Annotated in this window: 22 protein-coding genes and 2 pseudogenes; 7 read left to right on the top strand and 17 right to left on the bottom strand. The window is 65.3% G+C overall.

Annotation, left to right across the window (positions count from 1 at the left end; translation table 11 throughout):
- Positions 1–120 precede the first annotated feature (120 nt).
- Positions 121–1,863: an ABC transporter ATP-binding protein/permease gene (locus ACUXVA_RS13290; RefSeq protein WP_265079873.1), complete on the top strand. Its 1,743-nt coding sequence runs from the start codon at positions 121–123 to the stop codon at positions 1,861–1,863.
- On the opposite strand, the gene ACUXVA_RS13285 is transcribed toward ACUXVA_RS13290, so the two are convergent.
- The 6 genes from ACUXVA_RS13285 to ACUXVA_RS13260 all read right to left on the bottom strand — a co-directional run bounded on the left by ACUXVA_RS13285 (position 1,845) and on the right by ACUXVA_RS13260 (position 9,702).
- Positions 1,845–3,182: a chloride channel protein gene (locus ACUXVA_RS13285; protein ID WP_445492581.1), complete on the bottom strand. Its 1,338-nt coding sequence runs from the start codon at positions 3,180–3,182 to the stop codon at positions 1,845–1,847. The two genes, ACUXVA_RS13290 and ACUXVA_RS13285, sit on opposite strands and share 19 nt — an antisense overlap.
- A gap of 125 nt (positions 3,183–3,307) precedes the next feature.
- On the bottom strand, positions 3,308–4,318 hold the full coding sequence (locus ACUXVA_RS13280; RefSeq protein WP_445492579.1) for a TorF family putative porin: 1,011 nt from the start codon (positions 4,316–4,318) through the stop codon (positions 3,308–3,310).
- A 439-nt stretch (positions 4,319–4,757) separates the two neighbouring features.
- Complete coding sequence (locus ACUXVA_RS13275; protein ID WP_445492577.1) at positions 4,758–5,312, bottom strand: hypothetical protein; 555 nt, start codon at positions 5,310–5,312, stop codon at positions 4,758–4,760.
- A 71-nt stretch (positions 5,313–5,383) separates the two neighbouring features.
- Positions 5,384–6,697, bottom strand: a complete 1,314-nt coding sequence (gene glcF, locus ACUXVA_RS13270) for a glycolate oxidase subunit GlcF (RefSeq protein WP_265079878.1) — start codon at positions 6,695–6,697, stop codon at positions 5,384–5,386.
- Positions 6,694–7,932: an FAD-binding protein gene (locus ACUXVA_RS13265; RefSeq protein ID WP_445492575.1), complete on the bottom strand. Its 1,239-nt coding sequence runs from the start codon at positions 7,930–7,932 to the stop codon at positions 6,694–6,696. The genes glcF and ACUXVA_RS13265 overlap by 4 nt, the downstream gene beginning before the upstream one ends.
- A gap of 276 nt (positions 7,933–8,208) precedes the next feature.
- Positions 8,209–9,702, bottom strand: coding sequence for an FAD-linked oxidase C-terminal domain-containing protein (locus ACUXVA_RS13260; RefSeq protein WP_445492573.1), 1,494 nt, complete (start codon positions 9,700–9,702; stop codon positions 8,209–8,211).
- A 182-nt stretch (positions 9,703–9,884) separates the two neighbouring features.
- On the opposite strand from ACUXVA_RS13260, the gene cycA reads away from it, so the two are divergent.
- Positions 9,885–10,286, top strand: coding sequence for a cytochrome c-550 CycA (gene cycA, locus ACUXVA_RS13255; protein ID WP_265079881.1), 402 nt, complete (start codon positions 9,885–9,887; stop codon positions 10,284–10,286).
- A gap of 186 nt (positions 10,287–10,472) precedes the next feature.
- Here cycA and ACUXVA_RS13250 read toward each other — a convergent pair whose 3' ends face one another.
- From ACUXVA_RS13250 to napE, 8 genes and pseudogenes are all read right to left on the bottom strand, one after another.
- Complete coding sequence (locus tag ACUXVA_RS13250) at positions 10,473–11,147, bottom strand: TetR/AcrR family transcriptional regulator (protein WP_265079882.1); 675 nt, start codon at positions 11,145–11,147, stop codon at positions 10,473–10,475.
- A gap of 176 nt (positions 11,148–11,323) precedes the next feature.
- Positions 11,324–11,641, bottom strand: a complete 318-nt coding sequence (locus ACUXVA_RS13245; RefSeq protein ID WP_445492570.1) for an AzlD family protein — start codon at positions 11,639–11,641, stop codon at positions 11,324–11,326.
- Positions 11,638–12,381: an AzlC family ABC transporter permease gene (locus ACUXVA_RS13240; RefSeq protein WP_265079884.1), complete on the bottom strand. Its 744-nt coding sequence runs from the start codon at positions 12,379–12,381 to the stop codon at positions 11,638–11,640. The genes ACUXVA_RS13245 and ACUXVA_RS13240 overlap by 4 nt, the downstream gene beginning before the upstream one ends.
- A gap of 112 nt (positions 12,382–12,493) precedes the next feature.
- A pseudogene (locus ACUXVA_RS13235) lies at positions 12,494–13,127 on the bottom strand (NapC/NirT family cytochrome c).
- A complete protein-coding gene (locus tag ACUXVA_RS13230) occupies positions 13,124–13,633 on the bottom strand; it encodes a nitrate reductase cytochrome c-type subunit (RefSeq protein WP_445492567.1) in 510 nt (169 codons plus the stop codon). The pseudogene ACUXVA_RS13235 and the gene ACUXVA_RS13230 overlap by 4 nt, the downstream one beginning before the upstream one ends.
- On the bottom strand, positions 13,597–16,110 hold the full coding sequence (napA, locus tag ACUXVA_RS13225; RefSeq protein WP_445492565.1) for a nitrate reductase catalytic subunit NapA: 2,514 nt from the start codon (positions 16,108–16,110) through the stop codon (positions 13,597–13,599). The genes ACUXVA_RS13230 and napA overlap by 37 nt, the downstream gene beginning before the upstream one ends.
- An 18-nt stretch (positions 16,111–16,128) precedes the next feature.
- On the bottom strand, positions 16,129–16,410 hold the full coding sequence (locus ACUXVA_RS13220) for a chaperone NapD (protein WP_265083809.1): 282 nt from the start codon (positions 16,408–16,410) through the stop codon (positions 16,129–16,131).
- 66 nt (positions 16,411–16,476) lie between these two features.
- Positions 16,477–16,659 carry a periplasmic nitrate reductase, NapE protein gene (napE, locus tag ACUXVA_RS13215; protein ID WP_265083810.1) on the bottom strand — a complete coding sequence of 61 codons (183 nt, stop codon included), beginning with the start codon at positions 16,657–16,659 and terminating at the stop codon, positions 16,477–16,479.
- Positions 16,660–16,974: 315 nt separating this feature from the next.
- On the opposite strand from napE, the pseudogene ACUXVA_RS13210 reads away from it, so the two are divergent.
- Together ACUXVA_RS13210 and ACUXVA_RS13205 are read left to right on the top strand one after the other, a co-directional pair.
- Positions 16,975–17,328, top strand: a pseudogene (locus ACUXVA_RS13210) (TonB-dependent receptor plug domain-containing protein); the annotation flags it as partial.
- Between the two features lie 73 nt (positions 17,329–17,401).
- Positions 17,402–19,435: a TonB-dependent receptor gene (locus ACUXVA_RS13205; RefSeq protein ID WP_445492563.1), complete on the top strand. Its 2,034-nt coding sequence runs from the start codon at positions 17,402–17,404 to the stop codon at positions 19,433–19,435.
- A 145-nt stretch (positions 19,436–19,580) separates the two neighbouring features.
- On the opposite strand, the gene ACUXVA_RS13200 is transcribed toward ACUXVA_RS13205, so the two are convergent.
- Positions 19,581–20,963, bottom strand: coding sequence for a histidine kinase (locus ACUXVA_RS13200; RefSeq protein WP_265079888.1), 1,383 nt, complete (start codon positions 20,961–20,963; stop codon positions 19,581–19,583).
- Between the two features lie 114 nt (positions 20,964–21,077).
- On the opposite strand from ACUXVA_RS13200, the gene ACUXVA_RS13195 reads away from it, so the two are divergent.
- Positions 21,078–21,698, top strand: coding sequence for a response regulator (locus ACUXVA_RS13195; protein ID WP_445492560.1), 621 nt, complete (start codon positions 21,078–21,080; stop codon positions 21,696–21,698).
- Between the two features lie 9 nt (positions 21,699–21,707).
- Here ACUXVA_RS13195 and ACUXVA_RS13190 read toward each other — a convergent pair whose 3' ends face one another.
- Entirely contained in the window at positions 21,708–22,196 is a 489-nt protein-coding gene (locus tag ACUXVA_RS13190; RefSeq protein WP_445492558.1) for a MarR family winged helix-turn-helix transcriptional regulator, read from the bottom strand.
- Positions 22,197–22,255: 59 nt separating this feature from the next.
- On the opposite strand from ACUXVA_RS13190, the gene ACUXVA_RS13185 reads away from it, so the two are divergent.
- Together ACUXVA_RS13185 and ACUXVA_RS13180 are read left to right on the top strand one after the other, a co-directional pair.
- On the top strand, positions 22,256–22,795 hold the full coding sequence (locus ACUXVA_RS13185; RefSeq protein ID WP_445492556.1) for a hypothetical protein: 540 nt from the start codon (positions 22,256–22,258) through the stop codon (positions 22,793–22,795).
- Entirely contained in the window at positions 22,699–23,223 is a 525-nt protein-coding gene (locus ACUXVA_RS13180; protein WP_320109759.1) for a zinc-binding dehydrogenase, read from the top strand. Before ACUXVA_RS13185 ends, ACUXVA_RS13180 begins: the two co-directional genes overlap by 97 nt.
- Here the strand turns inward: ACUXVA_RS13180 and ACUXVA_RS13175 are convergent.
- On the bottom strand, positions 23,198–24,439 hold the full coding sequence (locus tag ACUXVA_RS13175; RefSeq protein ID WP_445492554.1) for a glycosyltransferase family 87 protein: 1,242 nt from the start codon (positions 24,437–24,439) through the stop codon (positions 23,198–23,200). The genes ACUXVA_RS13180 and ACUXVA_RS13175 overlap by 26 nt on opposite strands.
- Between the last annotated feature and the right edge of the window lie 47 nt (positions 24,440–24,486).

Below are 24,486 nucleotides of genomic sequence, written 5' to 3'. Positions count from 1 at the left end.
TAGGGTCAATTACCTTTTGGTAACAAGACGACGCAGGCCATCAAAACTGCAACTTTAGTATAGACAGTCGAATTCTTTCCTATCCCGGGGCAGTTCGCGTCCCGATCCGGAGACCTATTTGTGAAGAACATTCGCGCGACACTGGCGACCGTTTGGCGGATCGCCATCCCTTACTTTCGCTCCGAGGACAAGTGGATGGCGCGCGGCCTGCTCGCCGCCGTCATCGTCATCGAACTGGCCGTGGTCGGATTGAACGTGCTGTTCAACCGCTGGAACAACGTGTTCTACAACGCGCTGCAGGAACGCAATCTCGACGTCTTCACCTACCAGCTCGGCTACTTCTCGGTCCTGGCGGCGATCTTCATCGCGCTCAAGGTGTACCAGCTCTATCTGAACCAGTGGCTGCAGATCCGCTGGCGGCGCTGGATGACCGAGCGCTATCTCGGCGGCTGGCTGTCGCACGGCAACCACTACCGCATGCAGCTGCAGGGCGACGCCGCCGACAACCCCGACCAGCGCATCGCCGAGGACACCCAGCTATTCGTCGACCGCACGCTGGCGCTCGGCGTCGGCCTGCTCAGTTCAGTGGTCACGCTGGCGTCGTTCGTGGTGATCCTCTGGGGGCTGTCGGATGCCGCGCCGTTGCACCTGTTCGGCCGCGAAATTCCGATTCCCGGCTATCTGGTCTGGGCCGCGCTGGTCTATGCGGCGATCGGCACCGCCCTCACCCACCTGATCGGCTCGCCGCTGGTCGGGCTGAATTTCCAGCAGCAGCAATATGAGGCGGACTTCCGCTTCAACCTGGTGCGCGCCCGCGAGAATGCCGAGCAGATTGCCTTGCTGCATGGCGAGCCGGTGGAGCGCATCCGCCTGTCGACGCGTTTCGCGCGCGTGGTGGAGAACTGGCTCGGCATCATGAGCCGCACCAAGAAGCTGACCGCCTTTACCGCCAGCTATTCGCAGATCTCGGTGATCTTTCCGTATGTGCTGATCGCGCCAGCCTACTTCGCCGAGAAGATCCAGCTCGGCGGCATGATGCAGACGGCATCGGCCTTCGGCAGCGTGCAGGACGCACTGTCGTTCTTCATCACCGCCTATCGCACGCTGGCCGAATGGCAGGCGGGCGTCGCGCGTCTCGACGGCTTCGAAGCCGCGATCGCCGGCGCCGAGGCGCTGACCACCAAGGCCGACATCATCCATGTGGCTCCCGCCGACAACGGCGCCATCGACCTCGATGACGTGAAGGTCGGCCTGCCCGACGGCACGCCGATGGTCAGCGCCGGGCGCTTCAGCTTCCGCCGCGGCGAGCGTACGCTGTTCACTGGACCCTCCGGCTCCGGCAAGTCGACCCTGTTCCGCGCCATCGCCGGCATCTGGCCGTTCGGCAGCGGACGCATCGCGATCCCCGCCCATGCCACCTTGATGATGCTGCCGCAGCGGCCGTATTTCCCGGTCGGCCTGCTGCAGGACGCGATCGCCTATCCCGCCGAAACCAGCCAGTTTGGCGCGCAGCGCATCGCCGATGCCGTGATCGCGGTCGGCCTGCCGGCGCTGGCGACGCGGCTTGACGAGGATGCGCACTGGAACCGGATGCTGTCGCTCGGCGAACAGCAGCGCCTCGGCGTTGCCCGCGCGCTGCTGCACCAGCCGCAATACCTGTTCCTAGACGAGGCCACCGCCTCGCTCGACGAACCCGCCGAGGCGGCGCTGTACAGCCTGATCGAGGATCGTCTGCCGAACACCACCATCGTCTCGATCGGGCATCGCAGCACGCTCGAGGCCTTCCACCGGCGCAACATCACCATGGCCCGGTCGGGCCACGGCTTCGCGTTGCAGGAGGCGCCTCAGCGGCCCGCCGATTGAGGCTCCGCCTCGCCGGAAGCACCGGCCTCGAAGCGCGCCAGCGTGATCTTGGCAAGCGCGTGATAGAGGCCCTCTTTGGTCACGAGTTGCGAGGCGGCGTTGGCGATCAGCGCCGCCGCCATCAGCGGGATCACCATGGCGTGGTCATTGGTCATCTCGGACGTGATGACGAAGGATGTGATCGGCGCGCGCACGACGCCGGTCAGATAGGAGACCATCCCGATCAGCACCAGCGCGCCGAGCGGCGCCTGGGGAAACAGCAGCGACAGATCCGACGCGATGCCGGCCCCGATGGCCAGCGACGGCGCGAAGATTCCGCCGGGAATGCCTGATATGGCCGACAGCAGCGTGGCGGCGAACTTCCATCCGCCGAAGCTGTAGTCGATTGCCCCCGAGCCATCGTGAATGATAGCGCGCGCCTGCTCATAGCCGGTGCCGAAAACATGCTCGTGGCTCATGAGCCCGCACAGCGCCACGCCGAGCCCGCATATGGCCGCGAACGCGACCGGATGCCGCTTGATCCAGCCGCCCGCCCGGCCGGGAATGCCAAGCGCAAAGCGGATCAAAACCCTGCTGAACAGCCCGCCCAGCATGCCGCACAGCACGGCACAAACCGGCACCGCGATCCACGCCATGCCCAGCGGCAGCGTCGCCGACGTGGTGCCGAAATATTGATAGTCCCCGACAATCGCCAGTGAGGTGAGGCCCGCGGCAATGATCGCCCCGATGATCAGTCCCGCTGTCCGCATTTCGAACGCGCGACTGAGTTCCTCGATGGCGAAGACGATTCCTGCAAGCGGCGTGTTGAACGCCGCCGCGACGCCGGCTGCAGAGCCGGCGAGGAGAAAGCCGGGCTGCCGGTAAGGCGCGAACCGGCCAAGCGCCGCCATGATGGCGCCGCCCACCTGGATGGTCGGGCCTTCGCGTCCGGTCGAGGCACCGCACAACAGCCCCAGCGTCATGACGATGACCTTGCCGAAGGCGACCCGGAGCGAAACCAGGGGGCCACGCTGCTCGTGCGGCAGCCGCAGCGCGGCAATCACCTGCGGCACGCCCGACCCTTGCGCATTCGGGAAAACGACGATCGCCAGCCACATGCAGACGGCGAAGCCGAGCGGCGTCACCAGCACGGCCCAGTAGCGGGAGTGGCCGAGCACCATGCCGAACGCCGCCTGCGCCTGATCTGCCAGATAGGCCATGGTGATGGCGGCAAGGCCGACGCAAAGGCCGCCGATGACGAACAGGACGTGCCGGGTCCAACGTTTGCGGGCGAGTCGGGAGCGAATGCTGAGATGGGTCAGGTAGCGACGTGTCTGCATGATGGCATGCTTCTGCAGGTCTCGTGCCGCGCCGCAATCGCAGCCCGCGGGCGCTTCACGCCATCTCGACAACGAAAAAGGGGCGGCAGATTGCTCTGCCGCCCCTTCGATCCGAAGAGAGGTGCTTACTTCAGGTTCGACATCGCGGTCAGGTCAGCCGACAGCTTGACGATGCCGGTGGCGCCGCACCAGTTGGACTCAAACCCGCCCGGATTGATGGCGGACTGGCTGGAAACACGCGTCGTGGTGGCGGTGTTGTCGCTGGTGAAAGCGTTGCAGGCGCCCTTCGAGAGGTCGGTGTCGGAGTAACGCAGGTCGAGGGTGAACACCTTGTAGGTGAAGCCGACGCCGACGTTCCAGGTGTTGTAGCTTGGCTCAGGAATGCCACCCGCGTAACGGGTGCCTGCACCGGTGCCGTAGAAGGCATCCGAAGTGCCCAGCCACTGGCGGCCGTACTCACCCGAGATGTACATGCCGATGCCGGTGGAGCCGAAGTAGGTGCTCGGCGCGGTGTACTTGCCGGTGACCGAAGCGTAGTTGCCCCAGGCGCCCAGGTTCAGGAAGTTCGGCGAATAGTACTCGTTGAAGCCGATAGCGAACTGGTCGTTGAGGGTGAAGTTAACCTTGGCGTAGCCTTCGTAGAAGCTCGCATCCTTCTTCGCGAAGTTGCCGTTGATCGGCAGACCGCCGGTCAGAGCATCCGCGAAGGACTGGTTGCTGCCGCAGAAAGCCTGCGACTGGTAGCACTGGCCACCCGGATATCCGTAGTACCAGAAGCCGAAGTCGAAGGCTGCGATGCCCCAGGTCGGGCGGATACCGAAGTAGCCGTCAAGCTCAGCCGCGGCGCGGTTCGCGAAGGAAATGCTCGATGCCGAGGTACCGACGTAGAGCTGCAGATCCTTGGTCACATTGTAGCGCGGCTCGAAGTAGGCCGTCACCGAAGGCTTGTGGTTCGACTGGGTGACGCCGCGGAACACGTAGTCGTTGGTGATGGAGCTGCCGAAAGCGATATCCCAAGGATCGAAAGCAACGATCGGGGGGGCCTTCTTATACACTTTGGCCCCGAGATCAGCCGCCGAGGCCGAGCCCATACCGATCGCGAGCAAGGCTGCGACTGACACTATTGTTTTCTTCATGGTGGTCCCCATCACTTTAAAAGCCCAACTGTGCTGCAGTTCCAAGATCGCGGTAACCGACGCAGCGAATTCCTTAATGTGGCCCCAATCTGCGGCGGGATGCCGCGAGCGTGAAGTGAAAAAAACAAGCAAGCGCCGACTTTTTAGGCATTCTCGGCTTTTGGGAAGATGTTGTTTAGAGGTGTTGCATAACGACAACAATTTGGACGGGTCCATTGGCTCAAAATACCACCCTAAAGGCGAATCCCACCGAGTCCGTCGCCCGAGCGCTGGCAATTCGATAGCGGGTCGGGGGTAGCAGGGAGCGCCATCGCTAAGCGCCTCCCCGAATCGGAAGGCCGCGAGATCAGGTATCGGGCTCCCCAAATACAAAAGACCGCGACGGGATCGTCGCGGCCTTCAATCACATGGGGCGGCTGCGGGTCTCGCGACCCGGAGGCTAGTTGGGCTCGCCGTGCGGCAGGTCCGAGGAGGACTCGACCGGAGCGCTGTCGCCGGTGGAGTGGCCCTCGATCGGGGAGGTCTCCGGCTCGGGTGCAGACCAGGTCGAGGTCTCGACCGGTGCAGTCACGGTAGGAGCTGCCGGCTTCGGCTTGCGAATACGCGGCTTCTTGGCAACCGGCGGCGGCGCTGCGACGACAGCAGCCGGCGGCGGCGCGACCGCCTTCTTGGCGGCCTTTTTCACGGGCGCCTTGACAGTCTTCTTGGCAGCTTTCTTTGCAGCTTTTTTGGGGGCCGCCTTTTTCGCCGGCGCCTTGGCGGCCTTCTTCGGCGCCTTCTTGGCGGATTTCTTGACCGCCTTCTTCGCGGTCTTCTTCACCGATTTCTTCGCCGACTTCTTCGCCGACTTCTTGGCAGACTTCTTTGCCGCCTTCTTGGCGGCCTTCTTCGGCGACTTCTTGGAAGCCTTCTTCGCGACCTTAGCCGCGGTCAAAAGCTTCTTTTTGCCTTTCTTGTCCTTCTTGTCTTTTTTGGACTTCTTGTCTTTAGCCATCGTGTCCTCCTGTTGGCGGCGATCGAGATGGATCGACGTTCAAGTTGTCCGCGTCAGCGGGGGGCAGCACGTCAGCTCAATCCTGGCCGTGGACCGCCCGTCGCCCAGTCGAGAAGCTCAATAGTGTGGACGACGGGGACCGCAGTCCCACCGGCGATCTGCACCATGCATCCGATGTTGCCCGCGGCAATCAAATCCGGCTTGACCATCGCGATGTTGGCGACCTTGCGATCGCGCAGCCTGCTCGCAATATCAGGCTGGAGAATGTTGTACGTTCCCGCCGATCCGCAACACAAATGGCTCTCCGGTATATCTTTCACCACGAATCCATTCTTGGAAAGCAATTCTTTCGGCGCTTGCGTGATTTTCTGGCCGTGCTGCAGCGAGCAGGCCGAGTGATAAGCGACGACAAGATTGCTTGAGGCCTGCGGCGCAGGCATTTCCATCGTGCTCACATACTCGGTGATATCCTTCGCCAGCGCCGAGACCTTTGCGGCCCGCTGAGCATAGTCGCGGTCCTCGCGCAGCATGAAGCCGTAGTCCTTGATGACCGTGCCGCAGCCCGACGTTGTCACAAGAATCGCATCGAGACCGCCGCGGTCGGCTTCGGCCAGCCACGCCGCGATGTTGCCGCGGGCGCGGGCCAGCGCATCGCCGTCGCGGCCGAGGTGGTGGGTCAGCGCGCCGCAGCATTGCTCGTCTTTGACCAGCACCACCTCGATGCCGTGCCGGGTCAGCAGGCTGATGGCCGCCTTGTTGATGCGCGGCGCCAGCACCTGCTGGGCGCAGCCCTGCAGCAGCGCCACCCGGCCGCGCCGCGGTCCGATCGCCGGGAACACGCTGCCGCCCGCCGGACCGGCAGCGGGAATGGCTGCCGGCGCCAGCGCCAGCATCGCCTTGAGACGGCTCAACAGATTGGGACTCGCCCGCTTCGCGCTGGACGGCAGCAACGCCCCCAACGGTCGCGCCAGCCGGGCCAGGTGCATGCTGGCACGGAACCAGCCGGGACGCGGAAGCACGAAGGCTAGCACCGCGCGCAGCAACCGTTCCGTGGGCGGCCTGACATAATCCCGCTCGATCCGGACCCGAGCCTGATCGACCAGGTGCATGTAGTTCACGCCCGACGGACAGGTGGTCATGCAGGCCAGGCACGACAGGCAGCGGTCGATATGCTTGACCACATCCTGCGTCGGCTTCTGCTCCTTCTCCAGCATCTCCTTGATCAGATAGATGCGGCCGCGCGGACTATCGAGTTCGTCGCCGAGCAGCACATAGGTCGGACAGGTCGCGGTGCAGAACCCGCAATGGACGCATTTGCGCAGGATCGTATCGGCTACCGCGAGATCGGGATCGGCGAGTTGCGCCAGAGAAAATTCGGTCTTCATGCCACCGGCCCTCGCGCCATCCGGCCGCGGTTGAGAATGTTGTTCGGATCGAAGCTTTGCCGCACCCGTTCGCCGAGCGCGGCAAGACCGGCCGGCTGCGGATGGAACACATCCACTGCCCGGCGCACCGCTTCGTCGGCGCGGATCAGCGTGGCATGGCCACCGGCGGCATCGACGAGCTTGCGCAGCGGCAAAGCCTGCGCGTCGGCCGAGGGCGGCAGCGCCGCCCAGATCAGCCCGCCGCCCCAGTCGTAGATCACCTCGCCCTGCGACCCCTTGGCCAGCGCCTGGCCCAGCGCGCCGCCGGAGGCCGGCGGACAGACGATCCGCCACACCGGCCACAGCGCCCGCGGGCCGCGGGCAGCGAACGGCGTGACGTCGCGGATATCCGCCCACAGTGCCGAAGAGGCTGCGCCCTCGACGACATCCGTCGGACCGAACGCGGCCAGCGCGGCGGCCAGCGACACCGCGCGATGCGCAACCGATGCGGTGATGCCCTCGAGCCGCAGCAACGTCACCGACTGGTCCGGCGCGGCGATGTCGCCGAGGGCGCCCTGCGTGGTGCGCAACGCCGAGCCCGGCAGATGCGCCGCGCCAGACACATCGAACGGCGATCCCAGCGCCGCGGTCATCGCCTTGTTGGCGGCAAGATCATCGAGCCCACGCAGCACCAGCGTACGCTCGCTCTCGGCCCGCGGCATCACCTTCAGCGTCACCTCGGTCATCACGGCCAGCGTGCCCCATGAGCCCGCCAGCAGCTTGCACAGGTCATAGCCGGTGACGTTCTTCACCACGCGGCCGCCGGCCTTGAAACTGTCGCCGAAGCCGGACACCGCATGCGCCCCGAGCAGATGGTCGCGCGCCCCGCCGGCCTTGATACGCCGCGGCCCGGCAAGGCCGGCCGCGATCATGCCGCCGATGGTGCCGACATCCGGCGTGCCCAGCGGCTGCGCGGTGTTCACCGGCTCGAAGACGAATTGCTGGTTCCGCGAATCGATCAGCGACAGCACATCGGCCAGCGGCGCGCCGGCCTGCACGGTGATGATCAGCTCGTTCGGCTCGTAGGCGGTCACCGCATTGAGCGCCGACAGGTCGAGCACCGCATTGGTGGAAACCGGCTGGCCGATGCTGCGCTTGCTGCCATGGCCGACGATCTCCAGCGGCTGCCCGTCGCCGATCGCCGCCCGCACTGCCTGCTCGACGTCCTGCGCGTCGCGTATTTTCAGTATATCCACGGGTGATTTTTCTTTTTGATATTTGAAAGCGAGGCGGAAGTGGCATCCCTCCCCCCGTGTGCAGCAAAGCTGCGCGGGGTGGGGAGGGTCGGCCGAGCGAGACGATGCGGAGCATCGGCGAAGTGGAGGCCGGGGTGGGGGGCAGACCACAAGCGCCATCGCCCGCGGCCGCCCCCCACCCGACCGGCCTGACGGCCGGCCACCCTCCCCACCGCAAGGGCGGGGGAGGGAAAAGACAGGCCGGCGTCTTGCTGCTGTCTACTGTTCGCTTCATCCTCAAAACCGCGGCAGATCGGGAAATGCCAGCCGGCCGGCATGGACGTGCATGCGGCCGAGTTCGGCGCAGCGGTGCAAGGTCGGAAACACCTTGCCGGGGTTCAGCAGTCCCTGCGCGTCGAAGGCGCATTTCAGCCGCTGCTGCTGGTTGAGGTCGATCTCGCTGAACATCTCCGGCATCAGATCGCGCTTCTCGATGCCGACGCCGTGCTCGCCGGTGAGCACGCCGCCGACCTCGACGCAGAGCCGCAGGATATCCGCGCCGAAGTCCTCGGCGCGCTGCAGCTCGCCGGGCTTGTTGGCGTCGTACAGGATCAGCGGGTGCAGGTTGCCGTCGCCGGCATGGAACACGTTGGCGACGCCGAGGCCGTATTTCGCCGACATCTCCTTCATCCGCCGCAGCACCAGCGGCAGCGCGGCGCGCGGGATGGTGCCGTCCATGCACAGATAGTCCGGCGAGATGCGGCCGACCGCCGGGAAGGCCGCCTTGCGGCCGGACCAGAACAGCAGCCGCTCGTCTTCGGAGGTCGAAATCTGGCAGGTGGTGGAGCCGCAGCCCAGGGCGATGGCCTCCACGCGCTTGATCAACTCGTCGACCTCGACGCCGGGGCCATCGAGCTCGATGATCAGCAGTGCCTCGACATCCAGCGGATAGCCGGCATGCACGAAGGCTTCGGCAGCGTGGATCGCAGGCTTGTCCATCATCTCCATGCCGCCGGGAATGATGCCGGCGGTGATGATGTCGGCCACGCATTTGCCGGCCTCCTCGACCTCGGCAAAACCGATCATCAGCGCGCGCGCCGTCTCCGGCCTCTGCAGGATGCGCACGGTGACCTCGGTGATGACGCCGAGCAGGCCTTCGGAGCCGGTGATGATGCCCATCAGGTCGTAGCCCGAGGTTTCGGCCGACTTGCCGCCGACCTTGATGATCTCGCCGTTCATCAGCACGATCTCGCAGCCGAGCAGGTTGTTGGTGGTCATGCCGTATTTCAGGCAGTGCACGCCGCCGGAATTCTCCGCCACATTGCCGCCGATCGAGCAGGCGATCTGCGACGACGGGTCCGGCGCGTAGTAGAAGCCGGCATGGGCGACGGCCTGGCTGAGCGCGAGGTTGGTGACGCCGGGCTCGGTGACCACGGCGCGGTTGTCGAAATCGATCTCGCGGATGCGTTTGAATTTTCCAAGCCCCAGCAGCACCGCATCGGCCAGCGGCAGCGCGCCGCCCGACAACGAAGTGCCCGATCCCCTCGGCACCACCTTGATGCTATTGTCGAAGCAATAGCGCAGCACGCGGGAAACCTGCTCCGTGGTGTCCGGCAGCACCACCACCATCGGCGGCTGGCGATAGGCCATCAGCCCGTCGGATTCGTAAGGAAGCATCTCGGCGGCGCTGGAGATCACGCCCTCGCCCGGCACGATCGCTCGCAGTGCAGCAATGATCGTGTCGCGGCGCGCCAGCACCGCCTGATCCGCTGCGGGCATCATGATGGTCATCTTGTTGTCGTCTCCCGCGCCGGCCTGCGCTTTTGCGCCTGCTCGTGCGGCGGAATCAAGCACGTCTGGGCAAGTTTGGGTAGATCGCCCGCCGGTCTTTGTTCCACCATCGTTGTGCTTTGCAAAGCGCCTCCCGCGTGCGACAAATCCGGACGGAAAGCCAACAGCAAGAAGAGCCATCCATGAAAAAATTCGTTCTGCGCAGCCTCGCCTTGATCGCCGTGTCCGCCACCACCGCATCCGTCGCGCTGGCGCAGGACGTCGCCGCCGGCAAGACGTCATTTGCCAAGTGCCTCGCCTGCCATGCCATCGGCGAAGGCGCGAAGAACAAGGTCGGTCCCGAGTTGAACGGCCTCGACGGTCGCAAGTCCGGAACCGCCGAGGGCTACAACTACACCGATGCCAACAAGAACTCCGGCATCACCTGGAACGAGGCCCAGTTCAAGGAATACATCAAGGACCCGAAGGCCAAGATCCCCGGCACCAAGATGGCCTTCGCCGGCATCAAGAAGGAAACCGAGGTCAACGACCTCTGGGCCTACGTCTCGCAGTTCGACAAGGACGGCAAGATCAAGACGAAGTAACGCTGCTCTCCAACGCACGACAGCAGCCATGTTTTGTCCCCTCCCCCTTGCGGGGGAGGGTGGCGCGAAGCGCCGGGAGAGGGGAGCTGCAAGCGACATCGCTTGCAGCTCCCCCTCTCCTCGCCCCTCCCCCACAAGGGGGAGGGAGCACTACGGGCGTCGCCCGGATTACAATCAAATTGTCAGCTAAGCCCCGACCAGCATCTTGGCCGGCAACACAGCCTGCACCACCAGTCCGCGGGCGCGGGCGTCCATGACGCCGACCGCGCGCAGCGCCAGCAACGTCACCGTCTGCACCGCATCGCGCAGCTTGGCGGGATCTTCCAGATTGTCCGGCGCCAGCGGGCCGACCAGCGCCTCATGCAGCGCCCCGAGCAGCGCGGTGGCCGCGAGCGCGGTGTCCTGCGCCGGCAGATGGCCGGCGCGCACAGCGGCCGAGATGCGCAGCTCGATCTCGCCGGCAATCTCGCGACGGCTGGCCAGCCGCGATTCGGTGACATCAACCTCCACCGGTTCGGCGAGAATGCCCCAGGCCAGCTTGCGGTGCGACAGCACATGGACGGCGACGGTGGTCACCGCGGCGGCGAGCGCCGACGACGGCCCGGGTGCGGCGTCGGCGGCGCGGCGGATCGCCGCCAGTTCATCGCGCGACACGTCGGCAATCAGTTCGGAAATCAGGTCGGCCTTGGACGGAAAGTAGCGGTAGACGGTGCCGGCGGCGACGTTGGCGCGGATGGCGACCGGGGCGATCTGCACCGCCGCCATGCCGCCAGCGGCGCAGGTGTCACGCGCAGCTGCCAGAATGGCACTGCGCCGCGCCGCTAGGCGCTTCACGACCTGATGGGTCCGGCGATAAACCATGCGCTTCATCCCTTCGCACGCGGTTCCGGGCCGACTGGCAATCCGGAGAAGACGCACGACTTCAACGTTTTGGGCGAGATCCCAGGGTCACTCGCAGGTAAGAACTGAACAACAATTCAGAGCTCCTGACAAGAGGTTTCCGCTGTGTCCGGTATGCAGCTTTTGTAAATCCGGGATTAGCCTCCGAAGCCGGCCGCGCGGGCGGCTGCGGCGACCGCCATGCCGGTGATCACGGCAAGGAAATCGTTGCGCCGGATGATGGTCACGACCATCGCGGCGAGGATGGCGAATACCACCACCGGCCCGCCGTTGACCGCCACCGGCAGCGCCGCGGCGACGATGATCGAGCCGGGAAGCGCATCGAGCATGCGGCGCACCCGCGGCGTCACGTTGACGTAGCCCATCAGCCAGTAGCCGCCGAGCCGCGACGCCACCGTCACCGCCGTCATGACGGCAAACGCAACCATGACATCGCTGCGCAAAAAATCGTTCATGACGCGGCTCCGTGGGCCGGCGCCGGCTCGTCCATCAGCCCGGCGCTGATGCTGCCGCTCAGCGCGCCGGCGATGATGAACCACCAGCCGCCGGCCAGCCAGTGCACGACCAGCGCGACGACGCCGGACACCACCCAGGGGATGGCGCGGCGCGGCCCCTTCCAGGCCGGCACCAGCATCGCGGCGTAGAAGGCCGGCATCACCAGGTCGACGCCGTATTTGCGGGGATCGGTGAGCTGTTCGGCGAGCAGGAAACCGGGGATCGAAGACAGCAGCCAGACCAGATACAGCACGATGCCGCCGCCGACATAGAACCAGGCGTCGGCGCCGCCGTGCTCGCGGTAGCGCATCGCCGCCAGCCAGCCGCCATCGGTGACCAGCAGCATCGACGGATAGGCCTGCCACGCCGGCAGCGTGCCGAACCACGGCCGCAAGGTCGCGCTCATCAGCATGAAGCGGATGTTCACCGTCAGGGTCAGCAGCGCCAGCGTGGCGATCGAGGACGGCGTCAGGCGGTCGGGCCAGGACTGCACCGCAACAAACTGCGACAGCCCGCCATAGACCGTGGCCATCATCAACTCGACCTCGGCCAGCGAGAAATGCTTCTGCGCACATAGCGCGCCGAACGCCATGCCGAACGCCAGCGTGCCCGGCAGCATCGGCACGATGGCGACAATGCCCGGCATGATCGCCGCGGTGGACCAGTAGGCTGGCGTCTTGGGAATTCCGGTGTGGTGCATGGCATGATCCGCGTGGGATGCCATGACTGCGGGCAGAGCGCGGCGCCGTCAAGCCGTCGCCGCTCATGCGCGTTATGCGCGGGCGAAGTTTACCCGCGCTTCTCGTTCCCCCTCACTGCCAGCCCGGAACGCCCTTCATGTCGGGCAGATGATGCGCGATGCCCTTGTGGCAGTCGATGCAGGTCTTCTCGCCGGTGAACAGGAAGCGCTGGTGCGCCACCGAGGCGCGCGGCGACTGCTTGGTGATGTCCATCGAGGCCGCGCTGTGGCAGTTGCGGCATTCCAGGGAATCGTTGGCCTTGAAGCGGGCCCACTCGTGCAGCGCCAGTTCCAGCCGGTGTTCGCGGAACTTGTCGGGCGTATCGATCGAGCCGAACAGATGGCCCCAGACTTCCTTGGAAGCCTGCATCTTGCGCGCGATCTTGTCGGTCCAGTTGTGCGGCACGTGGCAGTCCGGGCAGCCTGGCGCGCACGCCGGAGCGGTTGGAGAAGTGGATGGTCGACTTCAATTCGGAGAACACGTTGTCGCGCATCTCGTGGCAGCCGGTGCAGAATTTTTCGGTGTTGGTGATTTCCAGCGCGGTGTTGAAGCCGCCCCAGAAGATCACGCCGGCAACGAAGCCGGCGAGCACCAGCACGCCGAGCCCGAACACCGAACTCGGCCGTCGCAGCACGTTCCACAGATCGATCACGAACCCCCAGGTCCGTGCCGGCCATGCGCGGCGCGGCGGGGTGATATCGGTCATCGCTTGCCCCCGGGCGCGGCGCTCTTCTGCAGCAGCAGCGAATCGATATCGACGAAATCATTGACGATCGGCGGCTTTGCCGTGCTCTGTGGCACGTGGCATTCGGTGCAGAAGAAGCGGCGCGGCGACACCGAGGCCAGGAACTGGCCATCGCGATCCATGAAGTGGGTGATGCTGACCATCGGCGCCTGCGACTCGCCGATTCGCGCGCGGGCGTGGCACGACAGGCACTTGTTGCCGTTGAGGTCGATCTGGTAACCCTCGGTGGTGTGCGGGATCACCGGCGGCTGTTCGGGATAGTTGCGCACTTCCTTGTCCGCCGAGTTGCGCAGCGGCAGCAGCGGCGGCGCTGCCCCCTCCTCGTTGAGCGGCGTGGACCCGCGCAGCCCGGAACTGACGGTCTGCGCGACCAGCGACGTCGAGGCGGCGGCGAGGATGATCGCCAGCGCCAGGAATACAGGTTTTCCGATCATGTGCTTTGCACCCGCTCGATGCGCACCGCGCATTTCTTGTAGTCGGTCTGCAGCGAGATCGGATCGGTGGCGTCCAGCGTCACCTTGTTGATCGGCTGCGCTTCGTCGAACCACGGCACGAACACCACTCCGCGCGGCGGCTTGTTGCGACCGCGGGTCTCGACCCGGGTGCGGATGAAGCCGCGCCGCGACGACAGCTTGATCTCGTCGCCGCGCCGTAGCTTGGCTTCCAGCGCGTCGTCTGGATGCATGAAGCAGACAGCCTCCGGGAACGCCTTGTAGAGTTCGGGCACGCGCCGCGTCATGGTGCCGGAATGCCAGTGCTCGAGCACGCGGCCGGTCGACAGCCAGAACGGATAGTCGGCATCGGGGGATTCCGCCGGCGGCTCATAGGGCAGCGCGAAGATCCGCGCGCGGCCATCGGGGAAACCGTAGAACTCGATGTCCTTGCCTTGCTTGACGTAGGGGTCGAGCCCCTCGCGGAACCGCCACCGCGTTTCCTGGCCGTTGACCACCGGCCAGCGCAGCCCCCGCACCTGATGATAGGTGTCGAACGGCGCCAGGTCGTGGCCATGACCGCGACCGAAGCTGGCATATTCCTCGAACAGGCCCTTGTGGACGTAGAAGCCGAACGCCTTGGATTCGTCGTTGAGGTAGCCGGCCTCGATGTCGGTAACCGGGAATGCATCGACCTGGCCGTTCTTGTACAGCACGTCGTACATGGTCTTGCCGCGAACTTCCGGCTTCTTGGCGATCAACTCCTCCGGCCAGACTTCCTCGATCTTGAAGCGCTTGGAAAACTCCATCGGCTGCCACAGATCGGATTTCGACTCGCCCGGTGCCGACACCGGCTGGTGCCAGAAGTGGGTGCGCCGCTCGGCATTGCCGTAGGCGCCCTCTTTCTCCACCCACATGGCGGTGGGCAGGATCAGGTCGGCGGCCATGGCCGTGACCGACGGATAGGCGTCGGACACGACGATGAAGTTCTCCGGATTGCGATAACCCTGATACGTCTCTTCGTTGGAGTTGGCGCCGGCCTGCAGGTTGTTGTTGACCTGCACCCAGTAGGCGTTGAGCAGCCCGTCCTTGAGCATGCGGTTCTGCAGCACGGCGTGATAGCCGGGTTTGTCGGGGATGGTGCCTTCCGGCAGCTTCCAGATCTGCTCGGTCTTGTCGCGATGCGCCTTGTTGGTCACCACCATGTCGGCGGGCAGACGGTGCGAGAAGGTGCCGACCTCGCGCGCGGTACCGCACGCCGAGGGCTGGCCGGTCAGCGAGAACGGGCTGTTGCCGGGCTCGGAGATCTTTCCGGTCAAGAGGTGGATGTTGTAGATCAGGTTGTTGCACCAGACGCCGCGGGTGTGCTGGTTGAAGCCCATGGTCCAGAAGCTGACCACCTTGACCTTGGGGTCGGCGTAGAGCTCGGCCATCGCCTGCAGCCGGTTCAGCGGCACGCCGGACATTTCGGCGGCCTTCTCCAGCGTGAAGTCCGAAACGAACTTGACGTAATCGTCATAGCTCATGTCGGTGGAGTCATTGGCCTTGGTGCGGCCGGTGGCCTTCTTCTCGAGCGGATGTTCGGGCCGCAGGCCGTAGCCGATATCGGTCTGGCCGCGCTTGAACAGCGTGTGTTTGTCGACGAAATCCTTGTTGACGCGGCCGGTCTTGACGATGTGGTTGGCGATGGCGTTGAGCAGATAGAGATCGGTGTGCGGCTTGAACACCATGCCGATGTCGGCGAGATCGAACGAGCGATGCTCGAATGTCGACAGCACAGCGACCTTGACATGCGGCGCGCTGAGACGGCGGTCGGCCACCCGGGTCCACAGGATCGGATGCATCTCCGCCATGTTGGAGCCCCACAGCACGAAGGCGTCGGCGGCCTCGATATCGTCGTAGCAGCCCATCGGCTCGTCGATGCCGAAGGTGCGCATGAAGCCGACCGCGGCGGAGGCCATGCAGTGGCGCGCATTGGGATCGAGATTGTTGGAGCGGAAGCCGGCCTTCATCAGCTTCAACGCGGCGTAGCCTTCCCAGATCGTCCACTGGCCGGAGCCGAACATGCCAACACCGCTGGGGCCGCGCTTCTTCAGCGCCGCCTTGAACTTCTCCGCCATCACGTCGAAGGCTTCGTCCCACGACACCGGCGTGAACTCGCCGTTCTTGTCGTACTTGCCATTAGTCTTGCGCAGCATCGGCTGGGTCAGCCGGTCATGGCCGTACATGATCTTGGACAGGAAGTAGCCCTTGACGCAGTTGAGGCCGCGGTTGACCTCGGACTTGATGTCGCCATGGGTGGCGACCACGCGGTTTTCCTTGGTGGCCACCATGACGCTGCAGCCGGTGCCGCAGAAGCGGCACGGCGCCTTGTCCCATTTCAATTCGCTTTGCGACCGCTCGGTGGTGAGGTTGGCGGCCAGCGCCGGCGCTGCCATGCCGCCGGCCATCGCCGCCATGGCGGCGGCCTCGAGCTTGAGAACCTGGCGACGGTCGAGTTTCGGTGCGGTCATGACAATTCTCTCCAACGCCTAGGCGGCATCGATGGCGTGAAACACGAGCGAGGCCGAGTAGACGTCCGGCAGCAGCGCGATGGTGTTGAGGGTCGACCCGATCGCGCCCGCGTCGGGGACATCGATCACCACCACCAGCTTGCCCTTGGGATCGCGGCCGTGAATTTCGCAGCCGGCCAGAGCGAGGATGGCGGCCTCGACGGTTGCAAGATGCTCCGGTCGCGCCTGCACCAGAATGCTGGCAATCTCGCCGCCGGGCGGGGCGATGACGCGGTCCGGGTTAAGAAGGCGCCCCCTCATCAGGGAGCGGCGATCGATAACAGTTTGCTGCTTTTGCACGGACATATTCCTTGCTGTTAACGACTGCTAGTGGGCGGCCGGCGGGCCGGGCGGCCCGACGATCATCTGAAAAATCCAGACCGAGAGCCCGTAGCCGCCAACTGTCGCCACCGCGAGCGCCGGCATCAGCACCACGGTGAGAAATAGAAATGCGAAGACTTCCATGCGCCGACGGCGCACGTGTCCCGTGTCGCTGCCATTGGCGGACATGAGGGGCTCATTCGATGATGGGGGGATTTGCCGGCATCAGGGTCGGCGCCTGATTGCCATCATAGATCATCGGCTCTGGCCGTTCTTGATCCACATCAAACACTTGCTGACAGCCGCCGCAGCTTTCCGATCTCCGCGGGACGACAGTTTGGTGACGTCATCCGACATCGCACCACAATATGCGAGAGCCGGTCGGGACATTTTCCCGATCGCGCCGGAAAAGTTTCCCGCATCGGCAGCGGTATTTTTGTTTGCGAAAACGGCGGCTCTCTCGCAGTCTTTGTCCAACTGACCAAGCAAAAAGGCAGGGCGGGGATGGGACGTTATTTTTCTGCGTGTCGCACGCATAACGGGGCGAATCCGACTCTCACACGGCTGGCGGGGGCCACCATTGCGTCAATCGGCCTGCTATGGCCCGCATCGTCACAGGCGCAGCAGACGCTGCCGACCATCGACGTGATCTCCAATACCCCGCTTCAGGGAACCGGCATCGACAAGGACAAGATCCCGTCGCTGACGTCGTCGGTCACATCAGAGGATTTCCAGCGCAGCTATTCGCAGAACATCACCGACACCCTGTTCCAGCGCATTCCCGGCGTCACTCTGTCGGATCCCAACGGCAACAGCGCCCAGCAGGCCGTCAGCTATCGCGGCTTCTCGGCCTCGCCGCTGCAGGGCACGCCGCAGGGCCTCGCCGTTTACATGAACGGCATGCGCATCAACGAGATCCTTCGGCGACACGGTGAACTGGGACCTGATCCCCACCAATGCGATCTCGCGCGCCGACGTCTTCACCAACAACCCGGTGTTCGGCCTCAATGCGCTGGGCGGCGCCGTCAGCCTGCAGATGAAGAACGGCTTCACCTATCAGGGCTTCGAGGCCGAGGGCCAGGGTGGCTCCTACGGTCGCGGCCAGGGCGGCGTGCAGTATGGCGCGCAGAACGGCAACTGGAGCAGCTACTTTGCCGCGCAGGGCCTGACCGACGACGGCTGGCGGCAGAAGTCACCAGCGAAGCTCGGCCGCTTCTATGGCGACGTCGGCTGGCGTGACGATCGCGCCGAGTTCCATCTGTTCGGCGGCGTCTCCACCAGTTCATTCGGTGTTGCCGCAGCGACCCCGGTGGAAATGCTCGCCCGCAACTGGAGCTCGATCTACACCACGCCGCAGACCACCGACAACAAGATGGCCATGATCGGCATGAACGGCAAAGTCGCGGTCACCGACTCGTGGACCGTGCAGGGCAACCTCTACGGCCGCTTCTTCCGCCAGGACCATGTCGACGGCAACGACGGCAATGTCGAGCGCTGCAGCAATTCGTCATCCTATGCCGGTCGTTTGTGCCTGCAAGACGACGGCTTCCCGCGGCCTGTACCGTTCACCGGCGCCGCCGCCCTCGCCTTCCGCAACCAGTTTGTGATCCTCGACCAGAACAACCAGCCGATTCCCTGTCCGCCCGGCTCAGGCAATACCTGCGCGCCAGTGCCCTATGGCAGCATCGATCGGACCAAGACCAGCTCCGATACTTTTGGCGGCTCGCTGCAGGCCACCAACGATGACAAGCTGTTCGGCCACGGAAATCATTTTGTGGTCGGCGGCAGCATCGATCGCGGCAAGACGGCGTTCGACGCCACCTCGACGCTTGGCTACATCTATCCGGACCTCACGGTCGGGCTCAATCCGACGATCCCCGGCAACGGCTCGGTGATCCACACGCTCGGCAATGTCGGCTACACGCCGGTGAGCATCAACACCCGCAATACCTATTACGGCATCTACGCCACCGACACCTTCGACATCACCGATGCGCTCGCGGCCACCGCAGGCGCCCGCTACAACATCGCCGACATTTCGTTGCGCGACATGCTCGGCACCAGTCCCGACCTCAACACCGATGCGCGGTTCTCGCGCCTCAATCCCGTGGTCGGCCTCACCTACAAGATTGCGCCGTGGATGACCGCCTATGGCGGGTACTCGGAATCCAACCGCGCGCCGACGCCGCTCGAGCTCGGTTGCTCCAATCCCGACAAGCCATGCCTGCTGGAGAACTTCCTGGTCTCCGATCCGCCGCTCAAGCAGGTGGTCGGCCACACCTATGAGCTCGGACTGCGCGGCAACAGCGCACTGGCGGGCGGCATCTTCGAGTGGAAGGCCGGCCTGTTCCGTACCGACAGCGACGACGACATCATCACGCTGGCGAGCACCATCCAGGGCCGCGGCTACTACCAGAACGTCCCGCGCACCCGCCGCCAGGGCGTCGAGCTCTCGGCCGAATACAGGTCGAGCCAGTGGCTGGTCTATGCCGGCTACAGCTTCATCGACGCCACCTATCGCTTCAACGGCACGCTGGCCTCGCCCAACAATCCCTCCGCGGACGCAAACGGCAATATCTTCGTCACCTCCGGCAACCGCATCCCCGGCATTCCCCAGCACCAGTTCAAGGTCGGCGCGGAATATCTGGTGACGCCGCAGTGGAAGGTCGGCGCCGACATCGTCGCCGTGGGTCGCCGCTACTACGTCGGCGACGACGCCAACCAGAACCAGATGCTGCCATCCTATGCGGTGGTCAATCTCCACACCTCCTACGAGGTGACGAAGAACGTGACGCTGTTCGCGGTGGTCAACAACCTGTTCGACAGCAAGTACGCGCTGTTCGGCACCTATTTCGAATCGTCCGGCACCGCCAAGGCGGGGCTGCCGATCACCTTCACCGACCAGCGCACCGAAGTGCCGGGTGCACCGCTGGCGGTGTTCGGCGGCATCAGGGTGAAGCTGTGACGATGGGAAAACTGCCCCGCTGAATTCTCTCGGCACGCTGCTGCTCCCACGGCAGCGTGCCCGCTCTCCCCGGCAAGGGAGAGCCGTGGGTGAGGGGGCGCGATCGACTGCCCAGCTCGCGCCCCCACCCATCGCTTCGCTGTCTTCACCCGGCCACCGCAGGGTGAAGAGATGCCGTCGGCACCATCGCCTCCACCGTCACGCCCTGCTCCGTCGAATTCACCGTCATGCTGCCGCCCAGCGCCAGCACGCGCTCGCGCATCCCGGTGAGGCCGAGGCCGAGCCGGTGATCCGATGGCAAGCCGGCGCCGTTGTCTTCCACCCGCACCAGCGCCGCTGTGCCGCCGGCCTCGTGCAGCGGTGCAATCGAAACGACAACGCGGGTCGCGCCGGCATGACGGAACACATTGGTCAGTGCCTCCTGCACCACGCGATAGACGGTCAGCTCGACCGCTTCGTCGGTGATATCGAGCGCCGGCGACAGTGCGATTTCGACGGCGACACCGGGATGGGCCTCGCGCCACAGCCGTGCCAGCGCTGCCAGCGCCTCGCTTAGGCCCAATTCGCTCAGCCCCGCCGGCCGCAGCCGGGCCAGCACCCGGCGGTTGGACTGCTGCAGCGCATTGACCTGTTCCAGCATGGCGCCGCCATGGCGGCGCAGCGCGGCGATGTCCGGCTGCGGCGCATCGGCCACCCGCGTCAGCGCGCTGCCATGCGCACGCAATGCAAACAGAGTGGGGCCGAACTCGTCGTGCAGTTCCCTGGCGATTTCCTTGCGCTCGACGTCCTGCAGCGAGACGATCCGCGCTGCCAGTCGCCGTTTGTCCTCCACGGCCCCACCGAGCGCCGCCGCCAGATGATTGAGCCGGTCGCCGATATCGGCGAGTTCCGGCGGGCCCAACGGCAGCACCCGCGTGTCGTAGCGACCCGCTTCGATGCCGGCCATCGCCGCTCCAAGCCCCTGGATCGGCTGAAGCGCGCGGCCGACGACCGTCATGGTGATCAGCAGCAGGATGGCGGCGATGGCCGAGCCGACCTCGATCTGCGTCACGATGCCGTCCCAGATCTCGGCGATCTCGTCGGTGGGATGCGACGCCACCACCAGCGTGCCCAGCGAACGCCCGTTGGCCGTCACCGGCACACGCACCATGCTCTGCTCGGGATGCACCAGTTGCACAAACCACGCCGGCGGCGCGGCGGCCTGCGTGGCGGAGCCCGCCGGCGGTGGCAGGTCCCTTGATGCTGCGGCGATCAGCGCGCCGCCTTCGCGGGTGATGCTGACATGGCGCAGCCGGCTGAGGTCGGCGAGGATGTCCGCCAGCTTCGCTTCGGGATCCGGCGTATCGTTGAGGCCCGCCACCAGCGTCTGGATGAATTCGCGCGCCAGCCGCACCACGCTCTGGTCCTCGGCCTGCACCCGCGGCGCTGCGTCGAGCACCAGCCGCGCCACGTTGACCGCCAGCCCGAGCACCAACACCAGCGCCAGCAGCATGTTCAGCCGCGCCCGCAATGACAGCCTTTGCCACATCGTTCCGCTCCCTCGTTGCCGCACTGCACAATCAGGGAACGTTGACATGCAAAACCGGCAACCCTTAATTGATGTTACAATAAGTTGCCGGCGAGATACGACCCGGAGCAGTTGATGCGCGTGCTGATTGTCGATGACCACCCGATCGTCGCCTCCGGCTGCCGTGCGCTATTCGCTGGCGATCCCGACATCGAGGTGGTTGAGGCCAACGACGCCGAGAGCGGCGAGGCCGCCTTCGTCGCCGAGCAACCGGACATCTGTGTGCTCGACATCAACCTGCCGGGCGTGTCCGGATTCGAGTTGGCGCGCCGCATTCTGGCGCGCGCCGCGGGTGCGCGCATCATCATGTTCAGCATGAACGACGATCCCGTGTTCGCCGCGCGCGCCATCGAAGCCGGCGCCAAGGGCTATGTGTCCAAATCCGGCGAGCCGGACGATCTCATCGAGGCCATTCGCGTGGTCGGCCAAGGCGGCGTGTTCCTGACCCGCGCCACCGCCAGCAGCATCGCCTTCGCCGGACCCGGCCTCGCCGGCGGGCCGCTCGGCAAGCTGTCGGCACGCGAGATCGAGATCCTGCGCCTGCTTGCCGCCGGCAAGAGCCTGACCGAGATCGCCTGGCTGGTGCACGCGTCCTACAAGACCATCGCCAATACGTCGTCGCTGATGCGTCAGAAGCTCGGCGTGCGCAATTCCGCGGAACTGGTCCGCTTCGCCATCGACTGCCGGCTGGCATAGACGCGGGGCCTAGGATCCCGCGGACGGCTCTTGCGAGACCGCATCGGCAAACTTTCGCATCAGGCGCACCAGCTCGTCCAGCTCCTGCGTCTCCCAAGTCGCGAAGATGCCGCGACCGATCCGCTCGCGTGCGGCGTCGACAAGGCCGGTCATCGCCTTGCCCTTCGCGGTCGCCACCGCCTCGCGCACCCGGCGGTCCGCAACGCTTTCGCGGCGTTCCACCAGATCGAGGCTTTCAAGCTTCGCCACCTGGCGGCTGACCGTAGTGTAGTCGCGCCCGACCCGGTCAGACAGGTCGACCACGCCAATCGGTCCGAACCTTTCGATCAGGACCAGCAGCGGAAACAGCGCACGATCGAGCGGGATGCCCGCCTCCCGGATCAGCGCCTCGTCGCGTTGCGGCCGGTTCATCACGCTGACGATATCCAGCACCGCGCTGTGAATCTGCCGAAGCCGCTCACTTATATGTGTATTTTGCACATTTTTTCTTGACGCCATCGCACTCCTCCTAATATGTGCATAATACACGCATTTACTGAGACTGGAAGGGAAACCACATGAAAGCAGTGATCGTCTCCAGGCATGGCGAACGGCCGGTCTATGGTGACTTCAGCGAGCCGCAGCCGGCTGCAGGCGAGAGCCGCATCGCGGTGAGCGCCGCCGCCATCAGTCAGTTGGTCAAGAGCTGGGCCTCCGGCCGGCACTACAGCTCCTCCGGGGAATTTCCGTTCGTGGTCGGCGTCGACGGCGTCGGACGGACTGACGATGGGCGCCGGGTTTATTTCGTTCTGCCGAAAGCCCCCAACGGCAGCATGGCCGAGCGAACCGTGGTGTCGTCGGCGCAATGCATCGCCCTGCCCGACGATCTTGACGACGTGACCGCCGCGGCGATCGCCAATCCCGGCATGTCGTCGTGGTCGCCTATACGGAGCGCGCAGCATTGCAGGCCGGCGAAACCGTGCTGGTCAACGGCGCGACCGGCACTGCGGGTCGCCTCGCCGTGCAGATCGCAAAACATCTCGGCGCCCGGCAGGTCATCGCCACCGGCCGCAATTCCGAAGCCCTGGAAGCGCTGCCGGCGCTTGGAGCCGATGTGATCATTCCGCTCGGGGACGACGAAGCGAATACGGAAAACGTCATCAAGGAGCAGTTCGCCGCAGGCGTCGATGTGGTGATCGACTATCTGTGGGGTCGCAGCGCCGAGCGCCTCCTGATCGCAGGCGCCAGGGCCGGACGGGATGCCGTGCCCATCCGTTTCGTCCAGGTCGGCGCCGCCAGCGGCACGGACATCACCCTGCCGGCTGCAGTATTGCGTTCCTCGGCCATCACGCTGATGGGCAGCGGCATCGGTAGCGTCCCCCTCGATCGCATGCTTCACGCCATCGACGCGCTGCTTCGCGCCACCGTGCAGGCCGGCTTTCAGATCCGGTCCACCCCTGTGCCGCTGTCGGATCTCGAACGCGCATGGGGCGATGACGACAGCACCCGACGCACCGTGTTCATTGCGGATGCGCCGACGTCATGATCAGTGCCGAGGGCTGCCCTGCCGGTTGCGCGGCGCGCTTCCGCCACGCCCCGCAGCGCGCCGCAATCAGGCCGGCCACCAGCAGCGTGGCGCCGAAGCCGGTGGGCGCGCCGAGCAGCGGATAGATCATCAGCAGCACCGCTGCGAGGCCCAGCACCGGCAGCTCATGGCGGGCAAAACCTTCGGCAAGGCCGACGCGCATCAGGAACGCCACGGCGATGGCCAGCACCATGACGTCGTAGAGAAACAGATAGGGCGTCACCAGCAGGGTGCCGGTGGCCAGCGCCGCGGCCTTGAGTTCATAGCGCACGCGGCTGCGCCACAGCACTACCAGCGTTGCCGCCACCGTCGCGGTCATGACCCACTGGAATGTCCAGCCGAGCGGCTCGCTGCCGCCGAAATAGCGCACCAGCGCAAAGATGCTCTGCATCTTGCCCCAAGGCGCCCGGCCCTCGGTGAGGAAGGCCTGCGAGAACATTGGCATCCACTTGAAGAAGGCCTGCCGGCTGTCGCTGCCGAAGGCGAGCCATGACACCAGAACCAGCGCGACCACGGTGACGCCGGCGCTGACGAAGGTGCGCCATTGCGCGGTGGCGATCAGCACCAGCGGGAACAGCAGGCCGTATTGCGGTTTGTAGCTGAGCAGCCCGAGGCAGATGCCGGCGAGAATCGGCCGTGTCGGCAGCAGCACCAGCATGCCGCCGATCAGCGATGCCGTGAGGAAACCGTTCTGCCCGACCAGCGTGTTGGTCATCACCACCGGGAACGCCAGCGCCAGCAAGAGACCGAACGGCCGCCCGACAATGGCGCGCATCGCCGCGAGATAGGGAATGAGACTGACAAGCGGCCAACTGACAAAAGCGAGGCCATAGGGCAGCAGCGCCAGCAGTTCGGCGACGAACAGGAACGGCGGCGGATAGTGCCAGGCGAAGTTGCCCTCATAGCTCTGGCCGAGCACCGCCACCTGCAACTGCTTCTGAACGCCCCAGTCCCAGGCCAGCGCCGGATGGCCGTCCAATGCCAGCCTGCCGGCCGACCAGACATTGACGAAATCGGTGGGCATACCGAGGCCCTGGTCGTCGAAGATCCAGCCGCGGCCGTAGAAGGCCGGGAAGAACACGACGTTGAGCACCGCCAGCACGAAGCAGACATTGAGCAGCACCGCGGGGATCGCGGGGCGGTCCCTCGGCGTCGACATCGTCAGCGGCGCGGCCATGCGCACTCCCCAGCGCGCCTCATGCGCGCCGGCAGAATGCCATCGCG

The organism is Rhodopseudomonas sp. RCAM05734, assembly GCF_052658035.1.
Note: the sequence above shows the minus strand (reverse complement) of the source record. Positions and strands in the feature narration are given on the sequence as shown.